Raw genomic sequence first — 13,409 nt, 5'->3', positions numbered from 1 at the left:
AATGGTGTATATCAATACTTATTGTAAAAATAGATATTATTTACCTATATATATTGTTATTTTGATTGAATAAAACGTATAATTGATTCATAGATTTTGTTGTTTTTAGATAATAATTTAGTCATAGTACGGCACAGTGGGGTGGATAAATTGTTTCAAATTGGAAATAGGGCTAAGAAAAACACAATTGAAATTAGTGATGATTCAAGCATAGGGGTTATTATTCAAGATCAGGAACGTTTACTACAGTTAAATCTAGTAAATTTAACTAGACAAGATTTGCAGTTAATTAAAAGTTTAAAACCATATATTGAACAAAATGTCTTAGAGGCAGTAACAGCATTCTATCATGCAATTGAAAGTGTGCCAGCTTTACGTGAGGTTATTCAAAAGCATAGCTCCAGCGAACGTTTACGCCAAACATTACGCCATCATATTATAGAAATGTTTGAAGGGCGTATAGACGAAGCATTCTTGGAGAAGAGAAGACGTGTGGCGAAAATGCATGTGAAGATTAACTTGTACCCTAAGTGGTATTTAGCAGCCTTTCAAAATCTTGAAAATTTTTTAAGAAAGATAGTTTATAAGCTTCATCTATCAAGAGATGATGAAGAGAAATTTTGTGATGCCATTAGTAAGATTTGTAATTTCGAGCAACAAATTGTTTTAGAGGAATATGATAATTATGCGAATACATTAATTGAGAAGCAGCGGGATAGTGTTCGAGCTCACGTTAAGGAAGTAATAGGTGGAATATCTACGCAGCTAGAGACTCAATCTCATAGTACGAATGAAACAGTGACTGAGCTTGTTTTTAGCGCCAAGGAAGTTAATGAATACTTGAAGGAAAGTATCGATGAAGCAAAAACAATGCAAAAGGTATCGTCTGATGGTTATTCTAAAATAATGTCAATTAGCGAGCAAACAGGGAAAATTCATCATCAGACAGTTGAAATGTCGGATATGGTGGAGCAATTAGATCACTCTTCCTCTAAAATTAATGCTGTGGTTGAAATTGTGAAAAGTATTTCTGGTCAAACAAATTTACTTGCGTTAAACTCAGCCATTGAAGCTGCGCGGGCAGGAGAGCATGGAAAAGGCTTTGCTGTCGTGGCGAGTGAAGTCCGTAAGCTTGCAGATCAGACGAAAAATTCGGTAGAACAAATCGCGAATCTCATAACTATGTCTAATGGAATTACGAACCAAGTTGTCCAAGCGATTCATGAAATCCAAGAACTAGTGAACAATAGTATTGAGCAAAATGCAGAATCTTTAAAAGCATTCGATGCAATATCTGGCTCAGTGAACGGTTCTATCTCAAACTTCCAAAACGTTGGACGACAAATAACAGAATTGGCAGATATGATCGAATCAATTGGAGAATCTTCAGAGGAGTTAAAACAAGTTGCAAATCGTTTAGATACAACAATCAGAGATTTTTAACGACTATGCATAAAGCCTATGCATAGTTTTTTTGCTTAGTTGGGATAGCATAGACGTATACCATGAGGATAAGTTGGTGATGAGCCAGTTTTTAGGACAAAATCGTTTATTTGGAGGATAAAACAACAAATAGACGGATGAAGTTTGTAGAGCGATTAAAAGGAATAGCTACCACACAAGTAAAGATAAGAAATCCCTAGAAAATGCGCGTTCTAAGTGTTACGCTATAGGCGAATTGAATAGAGGGGTGTTCGGAATATGAAAAAGAAATTATTTATTACACGTAAGTTCCCAACGCATATAGTTGAGCCGTTGAAAGAGTATTATGATATCGAACAATGGGAGGAAGAGGAAATTGTTATACCAAGGGAAAAGCTATTGGCAGCTGTGGCGGATTGTGAAGTATTATGGGTAACGATTGCTGATCAAGTAGATGAAGAGTTACTATTACACGCACCCAATTTAAAACTTGTGACAAATTTAGCAGTTGGATTTAATAATATTGATGTCAAAGCCTTGCGTCAGCGCGGTATTATGGCGACAAATACTCCAGGAGTTTTAACAAATACGACTGCTGATTTAGTATTGGGATTATTGCTTGCGACTGCTCGTAGAATTCCAGAAAGCGAACGATATTTGCGTGATGGTAAATGGAAAAGCTGGTATCCAATGCAATTAGTAGGTAAAGATGTATCCGGAGCTACTATCGGGATTATTGGTATGGGGCGTATTGGGCAGGCTGTTGCAAGACGAGCAAAAGGTTTTGATATGAAAATTTTATATAACAATCGTAGACGTCGCCACGAGGTAGAAGAAATGTATGGCTTTCAATATGAATCGTTAGAGGATCTTTTAAAACAATCGGATTTTGTCGTTATTATGACACCTTATAATAATGATACGATAGGGCTTATAGGAGCAGAGGAACTTGCCTTAATGAAGGACGACGCTGTGTTAATTAACGCATCACGTGGTGGCATTATTGATGAGAATGCACTTTATGACACTTTGAAAAATGGTAAGCTGTGGGCAGCAGGTCTAGATGTATTTGAACATGAACCCATTGCGTTGGATCATCCATTATTGACGCTTCCTAATGTTGTAGCACTTCCGCATATCGGTAGTGCGTCGCTTCAAACTAGAACTGCTATGCTAATGCTAAACGTTAAAGCACTTACCGCATATGGGCAGGACAAGGCTGTAACGAATCGAATAGATTAATGGTGAGGCTAAAAATAGAGGTTGTTTAAACGCAATATCCTCGAAGAATTGCTATAAACTTTTGATATAAAGGTAAAAATCCGAGTAGACTCCTGTTGTTGCTGGCACTTCGCTTTCGCATTTAAGGAGGATTTGCTTCAAATGAAGAAAGGAGCCCATCGTAACTAGATGAGCTCCTTTTATAATGAAAAAATTGGATAGATGGTTGGTCTATTTATTAAACATATCAAATAAACCGCCAATGCCACCTTCACCTTTAGATTGACCGCCACCGCCTTGAGAAATTGGTGCTGCAGCGAAGACGCGGCTTGCTAATCGGCTAAATGGTAAGGATTGAATCCATACTTTACCTGGACCTTTTAAAGTAGCGAAGAAGATACCTTCACCGCCAAACAATGCAGTTTTTACGCCCTTGACCATCTCGATATCATAATCTACATCAGATGTCATAGCAACTAGACAGCCTGTATCAACACGTAATACTTCTCCGGGTGCTAGAGTCTTTTCATGAATAGTGCCACCTGCATGTACAAAAGCCATGCCGTCTCCTTCAAGCTTTTGCATAATGAAGCCTTCACCACCAAAGAAGCCAACACCGATTTTTTTCTGGAATTCAACGCCGATTGAAACTCCTTTTGCAGCAGCTAAAAATGCATCTTTTTGACAAATAATTTTCCCGTTTAATTGACTTAAATCCATTGGAATAATCTTACCAGGGTATGGAGAAGCAAAATACACATGGCGTTTATCTGAACCAACGTTCGTAAATGTCGTCATGAATAAACTTTCACCTGTAATTAGGCGTTTCCCAGCTCCAAATAATTTTCCCATAAGACCACTTTCTAGGCTTCCTCTTGACCCATCACCAAAGATCGTTTCCATATGGATAGCATCATCCATCATCATTAAAGCTCCAGCTTCAGCTACCACAGTTTCTTGAGGATCAAGCTCCACTTGTACGTATTGCATATCATCGCCATATAATTTGTAGTCAATTTCGTGATTATTCATAATAGGATTCCTCCAAAAATAATTTTGTTATTATATACGATTATAAGTTACATTAGTTTCAAAGTGTAATTAATTATTTTAGAAAAAAAGGGAATAAGCTAGTAAATGTCGAATATAAAAAACTAGAATGTGTATTTTTTATTTTCTTAGCTAAAAGTTTTGTGATTGTTTTTCCTATGCTCACAAAGGACTTTCATCCGTGAAGCTACATGGATGTTTAGCTAAAAGAAAATAAAGCCTCTGGCGATTGTCACCGATGTTGTTGAACCAAAAGCATGCTCTGTAGATGGTCATTTATTGAAATTTCGGAATTTTGACACATTTAATTCTATATAGATAGAGTAATAGATGATATTTCTGTCTGAAAGCAATGCGACTGGTAACAATGAAGCAGAGGCATCAAGATACTTCAGGGGGTGTATGTAGTGGAAATCAAAAACTATATCGGCGGTGAGTGGGTAACACATTCGCATTTACAAAGTATAGCAGTGACCAACCCTGCAAATAGGGAGCAGCTAGCTACAATACCGCTTTCTACGGCAAGTGAGGTAGATGGAGCGGTAGCGGTTGCAAAACAAGCACAAAAAAGCTGGGCGTTAGTACCTGCGCCTAAACGTGCGGACTATTTATATGCCATCGGTCAAAAAATGAAAGAAAAGAAGGAACATTTGGCGACCGTTTTAACAAAAGAGATGGGAAAGGTTATTGAAGAAGCAAGAGGTGAAGTACAGGAAGGGATAGATATGGCTTATTATATGGCCGGTGAAGGGCGACGGTTATTTGGGGAGACAACACCGTCTGAGTTGGCCAATAAATTTGCCATGAGTGTACGGGCACCTATTGGCGTTGTAGGTTTAATAACTCCGTGGAATTTCCCTGTAGCTATTGCCACTTGGAAGTCGTTCCCTGCAATTGTTGCTGGCAATACGTTCATTTGGAAGCCATCTAATGAGACGCCGATGATGGCGTATGAAATGGGCAAAATTTTTGAAGAGGTTGGTTTACCAGACGGAGTAGCAAATATTGTCTTTGGTACAGGGCCAACAGTTGGGACAGCATTAATTGGACATCCAGACGTCAAGGTCATTTCATTTACCGGTTCTACATCAACAGGAAGTAAGGTAGCAGAGCTAGGTGGTAAACACCTGAAAAAGGTTTCATTAGAAATGGGTGGAAAAAATGCAGTCATAGTTATGGAAGATGCCGATTTACAGCTAGCTACTGAAGGAATCTTATGGAGTGCATTTGGTACTGCTGGTCAAAGATGTACAGCATGTAGCCGCGTGATCGTGCATAAAGATGTAAGAGAGGAATTAGAAAAACGTCTATTAGACGAAATGCAAAAGCTAACAATTGGGGACGGCCTAGATAAAGGTGTAAAAATCGGACCCGTGATTAATAAAGCTGCATTGGAAAAAATTAATCACTATGTGCAAATAGGCAAACAGGAAGGGGCAACAATATTAGCTGGAGGAAGAATTTTATCTGAGCCTCCTTATGACACAGGGTTTTATTATGAGCCTACGCTATTTACCAACGTTAAGCCTAACATGATTATTGCACAGGAAGAAATTTTTGGCCCGGTCGTTTCTCTAATTGAAGTAGCAAGTTTGGATGAAGCAATCGAAGTAAACAATGGCGTAAAATTTGGCTTATCCAGTTCAATTTTCTCACAAGATGTTAATACGATTTTCCGCGCACAACGAGATTTAGATACAGGTATTGTTTATGTGAATGCCGGCACAACAGGTGCTGAAATCCATTTACCATTTGGTGGCACAAAGGGCACGGGGAATGGTCACCGTGACTCGGGTATAGCTGCCTTGGATGTCTATACAGAATGGAAAAGTATTTATGTAGACTATAGCGGTAAATTACAAAGAGCACAAATCGATACAGAGTAACAGATCAACGAAAGGGGATGTTCTTGATGAAAGTTGTTGTATTAGGTGCAGGTTTAATGGGGAAAGAGGTAGCTCGTGATTTAATAAAAAGTAGCAAAGTAGAGCGTGTATTTTTAGGAGATATTGACGTGAAAATAGCGCAGGATTTTGTGGACTCTTTAAATACAGATAAGGTTGAGGTTGTAGAGCTTCATGCTGAGCGCGATGACTCGTTAATGGAGGTTATCTCAAAAGGCGATGTAGTCGTTAATGCTTTATTCTATTCCTTCAACGAGCGTGTAGCAAGAGCAGCGATTGAGGCTGGTGTACATTCCGTAGATTTAGGTGGTCATATTGGCGGTGTAACGGAAAAAATATTAGATCTCAACGAAGAGGCGACAGCGCAAGGCGTAACAATTATTCCAGACTTAGGTGTTGCACCAGGTATGGTTAATATACTAGCAGGCTATGGTGCATCGAAATTAGATGAGGTAGAATCTATTAAACTTTTTGTAGGCGGTATTCCTACAGAGCCGAAGCCACCTCTTCACTATACACGAGTATTTTCACTAGATGGAGTCTTTGATCATTATACGGAGCCATCAAAGATGATTCAAAAAGGTAAACTTCAAGAAGTTCCATCTTTATCAGGTATTGAACCTATTTATTTCGAAGGTTTTGGTGTGCTTGAGGCATTTTATACATCTGGCGGCATATCGACATTGTATAAGACATTCCCAAATGTCCACACATTAGAATATAAAACAATTCGTTATAAGGGACATGCAGAGAAGTTTAAGCTATTAGCAGATTTAGGGTTCCTAGATGCTAGTAATAAGGTAGAGGTAGAAGATCAGGAGGTTTCTGTGCGTCCAGTTGTTCGTGAGGCACTTAAAAAGAAACTTGAGCTTGGTACAAAACCAGATGCAGTACTGCTGCGTGTTATTGTAGCGGGTGAAAAAGCGCAACAACAAGTGACTTATGAGTACGAAATGGTTGTGCGTAAAGATATGACGATTAATGAAACGGCCATGGCTCGTGCAACAGCAAATACAATTTCTGTCGTTGCTCAAATGATTGGGGAAGATAAAATTACAGAGCGTGGTGTATTCGCACCTGAATCAGTTGTACCGGGCGACATTTATATTGAAGAGATGGCAAAACGTGGCGTTGTCATTAAGGAGACATCTCATAAATCTGCAATGATTGTGAAATGGTAGGTGCTTGGTCATGAATTTCGAATTTACCACTGAGCAGGAAATGCTACGAAAAACAGTACGACAGTTTGTGGATGATGAAATCATTCCGCATATTGCGAAGTGGGATGCTGAGGGTGGCTTTGATCAGAAGATTTGGTCCAGACTTGCTGAGCTTGGCTTAATGGGTGTTTGTGTACCAGAACAATACGGTGGCAGTGGCATGGATTACAATGCGCTTGCCATCGTCTGTGAAGAACTTGAACGTGGAGATACAGCGTTTCGCACAGCTGTTTCAGTTCATACAGGATTGAATAGCATGACCTTAATGCAATGGGGAACAGAGGCTCAAAAACAGCAATATCTTGTTCCGCAGGCGAAAGGGGTTCGAATTGGGGCGTTTGGTTTAACAGAGCCTGGAGCAGGGTCAGATGTAGCCGCAATGTCTACCACCGCTATAAGGGATGGAGATTTTTACGTATTAAATGGGCAGAAAACATGGATTTCTTTATGTGATATAGCTGATCATTTTATCGTTTTTGCTTACACGGATAAATCGAAGAAGCATCATGGCATTAGTGCATTTATCGTAGAGCGTTCTATGGCGGGCTTTACATCGAAGGCCATTAAAGGCAAATACGGTATTCGTGCTGGTAATACAGGGGAGCTCTTTTTTGAAGATCTACGTATACCTGTTGAGAATCGCTTAGGAGAAGAAGGAGAAGGCTTTAAAATTGCAATGTCTGCGCTAGATAATGGTCGTTTTACTGTAGCAGCAGGCGCTGTCGGTCTCATTCAAGCATGTATCGAGGCGAGCGTAAAATACTGTCATGAACGCGAAACATTTGGGAAGCCCATCGGTGAGCATCAGCTAGTTGGTCAAATGATTGCCAACATGGAAGCGGGTTATCAAATGAGTCGTTTGCTTGTATATCGTGTTGGTGAGTTAAAAAACAAAGGTGTGCGCAATACGCGAGAGACATCATTAGCAAAGTGGCAGGCTTGTGATTTTGCCAATAAGGCAGCGGATGATGCTGTACAAATCCATGGAGCATATGGTTATTCAGATGAATATCCAGTCGCTCGTTATTTACGTAACTCGAAAGCGCCCGTTATCTATGAAGGTACGCGTGAGATTCATACAATTATGCAGGCTGACTATGTATTAGGGAAACGTCAAGATAAGTCATTAGCAAAAATGCTACCAAAATGGCCATTTGATGAATAAACGAGAGGGTTTCACTCCCCCTCGTTTTTCTTTTTGTAATATTTCAAAAACTCCTGCGATGAAAATTTCAGAAAAATGTAACTCTTTTGTTCTTTGGTAGTCTAATTAATAAACAACTTTATGAAAGGAAAGAAAAATGATGAAAAACAAGTGGATAGCAATTTTACTCATCACCGTACTAGCTATTTTGCCAGGAATTTTTTCGTTGAAGACGCCCTTAAAAGCGGAGGCACAGGCGGCAACTGCGAGTATGACAACTCATAGCTGGCAAGCATTCTTTACAAAGGCACTAAAGGATAGCAAAATAACGGATGCCCATGTATATGTAACGAATGGCAAAAATCAAAAGGTGACAGCAACAATAACATTGGGAGAAGATAAAAAAACACTAATTGTTAGCGATCTAGCACCTGGTAGCTATAAATTACATGTGAATAAAGAGGCATTTGCACTAAGTGGACCTAAAACCGCATCGCAAGTAATCCCATTTACGGTCATAGAAAAGCTTGAAGCAGTAAAATCAGAAAAAGAGCTACAACAATATTTCAAAGCACTTTTAGCGAATTCAGATAAAGAAATGAGCCATGAAGCAAGCGTAGAAACTGCAAGGAGCGAAGATAAAGCGAGCGCAAACAATGCCTCAACAACAAATAATCAAGTAGAGGGAGTTGAGGAAGGCGATATAGTGGTTGTCAAGGATGGCTTTATTTATGCTGTCAAGAATCAAAGCATTACTGTAGTTGATGCTAGAGATCCGAAAAATTTAAAATTAGCGACAACAATTAAGCTGAAAGAATCACAATATATTTCGAAGCTAGCATTATATGATAATTTATTAATAGCGATTGGGGATGAGTATTTAGAAAAAGTAGGCACAAGCATGTCGACAGCTACGTTGTATGATATTTCAAATCCAAAGAATGCAAAGCTTATACGTGAAGTGGGTCAAGAGGGATATTTGCAGGATATTCGAATTACAGACGACACATTATATTTAATCGGTAATATGTATCCGAATTATTGGATGCTTAGAGATCAAAAAGCGCCAGATTTAAAACCGAAAACATTTGATAGTATAGAAGGTAAAGAATATAAAAGCTTACCTTTAGAGAAAATTTCTATTTTACCAAATACAATGGATGGAACATATAGCTTAATGACAGCAGTGGATTTAAAAAATGGTGCCAAAACAACTGCGAATACTAAGGGATACTTAGGTGGTAGTAGTGGACTTTATATGTCGGAAAATGCACTTTATTTAACAACACCAATTTATGATGGAAATCCAGTGCCTGCTGCTAGTCGCATTATGGATATGATCTGGATGCCAAGAGCAACGGATACACAAGTTTTTAAATGGAATGTTGATGGAACTGCCATGAATTTTGTAGGTACTACGGAAGTAAAAGGAACAGTGTTAAATCAATACTCAATGGATGAGTATGAAGGCAATTTCCGCATCGTTACAACTGAAGGAAATACGAGGGATGAACAAGAAATATCACGTAACCACCTATTTATATTAGATGAAAATTTACAACAGCTTGGTGCAGTAAAAGATTTAGCTCCTGGTGAAAAAGTGTATTCTGCTCGCTTTATGGGTGAAAAAGCATATGTAGTAACATTTAAGCAAGTGGATCCACTGTTTGTGATTGATGTGGCAAATCCGAAAAAGCCAACTGTACTAGGTGAGCTGAAGATTCCAGGCTTTAGCAACTATTTACATCCATTAGACGAAACGCATTTAATTGGCATTGGCTACGATACCGAGCAACGCTATGATGCCTATTCGAAACGTAATTTTACAGTTACAACTAATATGAAAATGTCATTGTTCGATGTTTCAGATTTCAAAAATCCAAAGGAACAATCAACAGTAAAAATCGGAGGCAAGGGCTCATATTCTGATGTTCAATACAATCCTAAAGCGCTATTCCGCAATAAGGAATACAGTTACTTTGGTTTCCCAGTTGTCCTTTATGATGCAGGGAAGGGCGATGAAATTGTCTACAAAGGTCAAGGTGCACAAATCTATGAAATCACTGCAAATAAAGGAATCGTACTAAAAGGAAATATTGTTAATAAAAGCACTGGCGATCAGTATGAAAATTGGGAGCAGCGTGTACAGCGAGTAGTTTATATAGATGACGCTCTTTACACAGTAGCTAGCAACGAAGTGAAGAGCTATCAGCTAAAAGACTTCAAACCACTTGATACATTAACAATCAAATAAGCAAAAAGTCCAATAAACATTGAGTTTATTGGACTTTTTCTTTGGTCAGTTATTTTTGACGATATGGAAGAATTTCTGATACTGTAACGAATTCATAGCCCTGCCCTTGTAAATAAGCAAGCACGGCATCAAGTCCATCTGCAGTTGATTGATGAATATCATGCATTAAGACGATGGCATTATTGTGTAGATTATTTTTGATATTAGGTAGTAACTGTTGAGCATTGCGATGCTTCCAGTCCAATGTATCGATCGTCCATAAGACTACAGGAATTGGAATTTGAGCGTTAATAGTTTCGTTTGTTGCTCCATATGGTGGTCTAAATACAGTTGGAGCTTGATTAATTGCTTTCTCTATCTCCGCAACGGTTGATGTGTATTGCTGCAGTGATTGCTCTTGTGACAGTTTCGTTAATACAGGATGGTTCCATGTATGATTACCTATTTCATGTCCACGTGCAAGTACGTCTCTAGCAATATCAGGGTAATATTGTACACGACTACCAAGCATAAAGAAGGTAGCTTTTGCATGATATTTATCGAGAATATTTAAAATTTGTTCTGTAACCTTTGGATGTGGGCCATCATCAAAAGTTAAGGCAATACGCTTTGTATTTGGGTCACCTGTATTAGTTGGCTTCGTCGGCTTTTCCATGGCAATTTGAAAATCAGAGGCTAACAACGGATTAATAAGTGAAAGGGGAAGCTTCACAATTGGTGGACCAGCTGCTCCACTAGCAATCTCATACTCATCAAAATAGAATTGTAACGAATCATCAACGATAGCAAAGCGATTGAAGTTAGACCACTTCGGTTCAGTTGACGTTATTAGCTCATCCTTTAACTGAAGGTTTTTCTGTAAGTCATTACGTACATGAGTAGCTAATGCCGATAAGTTGTTGTCGTCGTTATTCAACAAAGTTTCAATGGAAATTAATTCACCAGTTTCATTATTAATGAAGAATGTTTTTGTTGAAACCTCGGGATTGGCTCCACCTGTATACAACGTTTTTGTTAGCACAAAGGAATAGTAGTGCTTCTGGTATGGGAAAGTTTCCAAACTAATATTAAGCTCACCCATTGCCTCTTTATCTTTATTTTCTTTCATAGATGACAGATAGTTTTCTTTTGAATCCTTTATGTACTGTAATACAGCATCGTTAAAAGCTTTGTTATCTGTTTCCGGATAGTGAATAGCAAAAGGTGTTCGTTCATCATTAGAAACATCGCTTACAATACGAATACCTGGAAACGCAGAGCTTTCTGTGGATAGTTTGCTCGTTATTGAATCTGAATCTGTCTCTTTTGAGGCACTGATTTTTTGAAACTTAAAGTCATCCTTTGATAGGATAATAAATAAAATAATAGTTGTTAATGTAATGATGAGGCCAATTAATAGGAAATCAATCATTGGGCCGCGTCTTTTTCTGCGTTCCGGCATTTTGATGGATACGCTCCTTCCCTTATTTATTTTTCTATACTTTCTATACAATCAGACGTGTTAGTCATTGAAAAAGTTATACGAATCTACAAAATTTTGCTTTCAATTTATAGAAAACTGATCTTCATGAATAAATAACTCATTTGCTTACACTTTTCAGCATATGAAAGCCAAAGCATTTTTGTTAAAAGTTAAAATTTTCGGTTGAGTTTTTATTTGCAGTTCGATACTATGGGCAAGGAACCTTTTGAAGGAGGTAGATAGCTATAATGGTTTTACGTGAAGTGGATAATGAATTTACGATTGACTGCTTATTGCTTGCGGGACGAATTATGATTGAAAGTGGTGCAGAAACATACCGTGTGGAGGATACAATGCTACGTATGGCACATTCTCAAAATATGCTAGATGCGCAATGTTATACCACACCTACAGGGATCATTTTTTCGTTAGGCAAGACACAGCCAACGAGAATTACATCGATTTCCAACAGGGTAACAGATTTGCAAAAAATAGCCTTGGTAAATTCAGTATCTCGGAGACTCACATCTCACATGATAACATTAGAAGACGCGTATGACGAGTTAAAGTCGATACAAAAAACAAATTATTTTTTACCAACATATATTCAAGTCATATCAGCTGCTCTTGCGAGTGGTTGTTTCCTTATAATGTTTAAGGGGGGATGGTCTGATTTCCTTTTTGCCTGCTTGGCAGGGGGGTTAGGCTTCCTAGTGCTTTTAATGATAAATGACTTAACAAAAGTGAAATTTTTCTCAGAATTTACGGCTTCATTAGTAGTAGGATCGATTGCTGTCTTTGCAGTGAAATATGGGCATGGTACGGAAATAGATAAAATTGTTATTAGCTCCGTTATGCCACTAGTGCCAGGTATTTTGATCACGAATGCAGTTCGGGATTTAATGGCAGGTCATTTTATGTCGGGGATGGCAAAGGGCGCAGAGGCCTTTTTAACAGCTTTTGCAATCGGTGCAGCTATTGCCGTCACTTTATCGTTTTAGGAGGCAGGCGACATGGACTATATCATACAATTGATTGTTAGCTTTTTTGCGACTGCTGGTATCGCAATTATTTTTAATGTACCTAGAAAAACCTTAATTTATTGTGGTTTTGTTGGGGTAGTAGGCTGGATGATTTATTTCGTCCTAACAGAACAAGGCCTGGATATTGTGAATGCCTCATTTTTTAGCGCATTTGTAATTGCTATTGTTGCACATTTGTATGCTCGACGCTTTAAAATGCCGATGATTATCTTTATTGTTGGCGGTATTATCCCGTTAGTTCCGGGAGGCATGGCTTATAATGCAATGAGAAATGTTGTTGAGGATGATTATATACAAGGGCTACAGTATGGATTAAAGGCATTTTTAATTACAGGTGCAATCGTTATGGGGCTTGTGTTTGCAGAGGTGCTTATACAGCTTATTTTCCGTTCTGTCCGTACTAGTAAGGCGACATTCCAAAAGGTTTACAAGAAATAAGGCGGCTGGGACAAAACTGATTAAAATCTTAAAAAGCGCGAGAAATCAATTTTAGAAACGTTGATTTCTCGCGCTTTTCTGATGTGAATTTTTTTAAGGCGAAAGTGATGGTTAGAAGGCAGAGCGACGAATAGAACAGTCAAAGTCGTGGATAGAACAGCGAAAGCGACGGATAGAACAGCCAAAGTCGTGGATAGAAACGTCAAAGTGCCGGATAGAAAGCAGGGCGACGGATAGAAAGGTGACGGATA

At 38.5% G+C, this 13,409-nt stretch carries 10 protein-coding genes; 8 read left to right on the top strand and 2 right to left on the bottom strand.

The genetic code is table 11. The features are described 5' to 3' along the window. The first annotated feature begins 141 nt into the window (after positions 1-141). Positions 142-1,443 (top strand): globin-coupled sensor protein, encoded by a 1,302-nt coding sequence (locus tag AN161_RS09190; protein WP_241774533.1) that lies wholly within the window; start codon positions 142-144, stop codon positions 1,441-1,443. A gap of 258 nt (positions 1,444-1,701) precedes the next feature. Then, on the top strand, positions 1,702-2,664 hold the full coding sequence (locus AN161_RS09185) for a D-glycerate dehydrogenase (RefSeq protein WP_053594061.1): 963 nt from the start codon (positions 1,702-1,704) through the stop codon (positions 2,662-2,664). 210 nt (positions 2,665-2,874) lie between these two features. Here the strand turns inward: AN161_RS09185 and AN161_RS09180 are convergent, their stop codons facing one another. Further along, positions 2,875-3,675, bottom strand: a complete 801-nt coding sequence (locus AN161_RS09180; RefSeq protein WP_053594060.1) for a TIGR00266 family protein — start codon at positions 3,673-3,675, stop codon at positions 2,875-2,877. Positions 3,676-4,100: 425 nt separating this feature from the next. On the opposite strand from AN161_RS09180, the gene AN161_RS09175 reads away from it, so the two are divergent. From AN161_RS09175 to AN161_RS09160, 4 genes are all read left to right on the top strand, one after another. Further along, on the top strand, positions 4,101-5,579 hold the full coding sequence (locus AN161_RS09175; protein ID WP_053594059.1) for an aldehyde dehydrogenase family protein: 1,479 nt from the start codon (positions 4,101-4,103) through the stop codon (positions 5,577-5,579). 26 nt (positions 5,580-5,605) lie between these two features. Next, on the top strand, positions 5,606-6,778 hold the full coding sequence (locus tag AN161_RS09170; RefSeq protein WP_053594058.1) for a saccharopine dehydrogenase C-terminal domain-containing protein: 1,173 nt from the start codon (positions 5,606-5,608) through the stop codon (positions 6,776-6,778). 10 nt (positions 6,779-6,788) lie between these two features. Beyond that, positions 6,789-7,982 carry an acyl-CoA dehydrogenase family protein gene (locus tag AN161_RS09165; protein ID WP_053594057.1) on the top strand — a complete coding sequence of 398 codons (1,194 nt, stop codon included), beginning with the start codon at positions 6,789-6,791 and terminating at the stop codon, positions 7,980-7,982. 136 nt (positions 7,983-8,118) lie between these two features. After that, on the top strand, positions 8,119-10,215 hold the full coding sequence (locus tag AN161_RS09160) for a beta-propeller domain-containing protein (protein ID WP_241774532.1): 2,097 nt from the start codon (positions 8,119-8,121) through the stop codon (positions 10,213-10,215). 49 nt (positions 10,216-10,264) lie between these two features. On the opposite strand, the gene AN161_RS09155 is transcribed toward AN161_RS09160, so the two are convergent. After that, the gene (locus AN161_RS09155; protein ID WP_053594055.1) at positions 10,265-11,656 is read right to left on the bottom strand and encodes a polysaccharide deacetylase family protein; all 1,392 of its coding nucleotides are present in this window, start codon (positions 11,654-11,656) and stop codon (positions 10,265-10,267) included. A 269-nt stretch (positions 11,657-11,925) separates the two neighbouring features. Between AN161_RS09155 and AN161_RS09150 the strand changes: the two genes are divergently transcribed. Beyond that, on the top strand, positions 11,926-12,678 hold the full coding sequence (locus AN161_RS09150) for a threonine/serine exporter family protein (RefSeq protein ID WP_053594054.1): 753 nt from the start codon (positions 11,926-11,928) through the stop codon (positions 12,676-12,678). A gap of 12 nt (positions 12,679-12,690) precedes the next feature. Beyond that, positions 12,691-13,158, top strand: a complete 468-nt coding sequence (locus AN161_RS09145) for a threonine/serine exporter family protein (protein WP_053594053.1) — start codon at positions 12,691-12,693, stop codon at positions 13,156-13,158. The last annotated feature ends 251 nt before the right edge of the window (positions 13,159-13,409 follow it).

The sequence above is a fragment of the Lysinibacillus sp. FJAT-14222 genome (assembly GCF_001278875.1).
In the GTDB taxonomy this organism is placed as follows: domain Bacteria; phylum Bacillota; class Bacilli; order Bacillales_A; family Planococcaceae; genus Lysinibacillus; species Lysinibacillus agricola.
This window is presented reverse-complemented; position numbering and strand designations above follow the sequence as displayed.

Excerpts from the sequence above, each read along its gene's own strand:
- AN161_RS09185 (WP_053594061.1), top strand. The coding sequence starts at position 1,702 with ATGAAAAAGAAATTATTTATTACACGTAAGTTCCCAACGCATATAGTT.
- AN161_RS09180 (WP_053594060.1), bottom strand. The coding sequence starts at position 3,675 with ATGAATAATCACGAAATTGACTACAAATTATATGGCGATGATATGCAA.
- AN161_RS09170 (WP_053594058.1), top strand. The coding sequence starts at position 5,606 with ATGAAAGTTGTTGTATTAGGTGCAGGTTTAATGGGGAAAGAGGTAGCT.
- AN161_RS09165 (WP_053594057.1), top strand. The coding sequence starts at position 6,789 with ATGAATTTCGAATTTACCACTGAGCAGGAAATGCTACGAAAAACAGTA.
- AN161_RS09160 (WP_241774532.1), top strand. The coding sequence starts at position 8,119 with ATGATGAAAAACAAGTGGATAGCAATTTTACTCATCACCGTACTAGCT.
- AN161_RS09155 (WP_053594055.1), bottom strand. The coding sequence starts at position 11,656 with ATGCCGGAACGCAGAAAAAGACGCGGCCCAATGATTGATTTCCTATTA.
- AN161_RS09150 (WP_053594054.1), top strand. The coding sequence starts at position 11,926 with ATGGTTTTACGTGAAGTGGATAATGAATTTACGATTGACTGCTTATTG.
- AN161_RS09145 (WP_053594053.1), top strand. The coding sequence starts at position 12,691 with ATGGACTATATCATACAATTGATTGTTAGCTTTTTTGCGACTGCTGGT.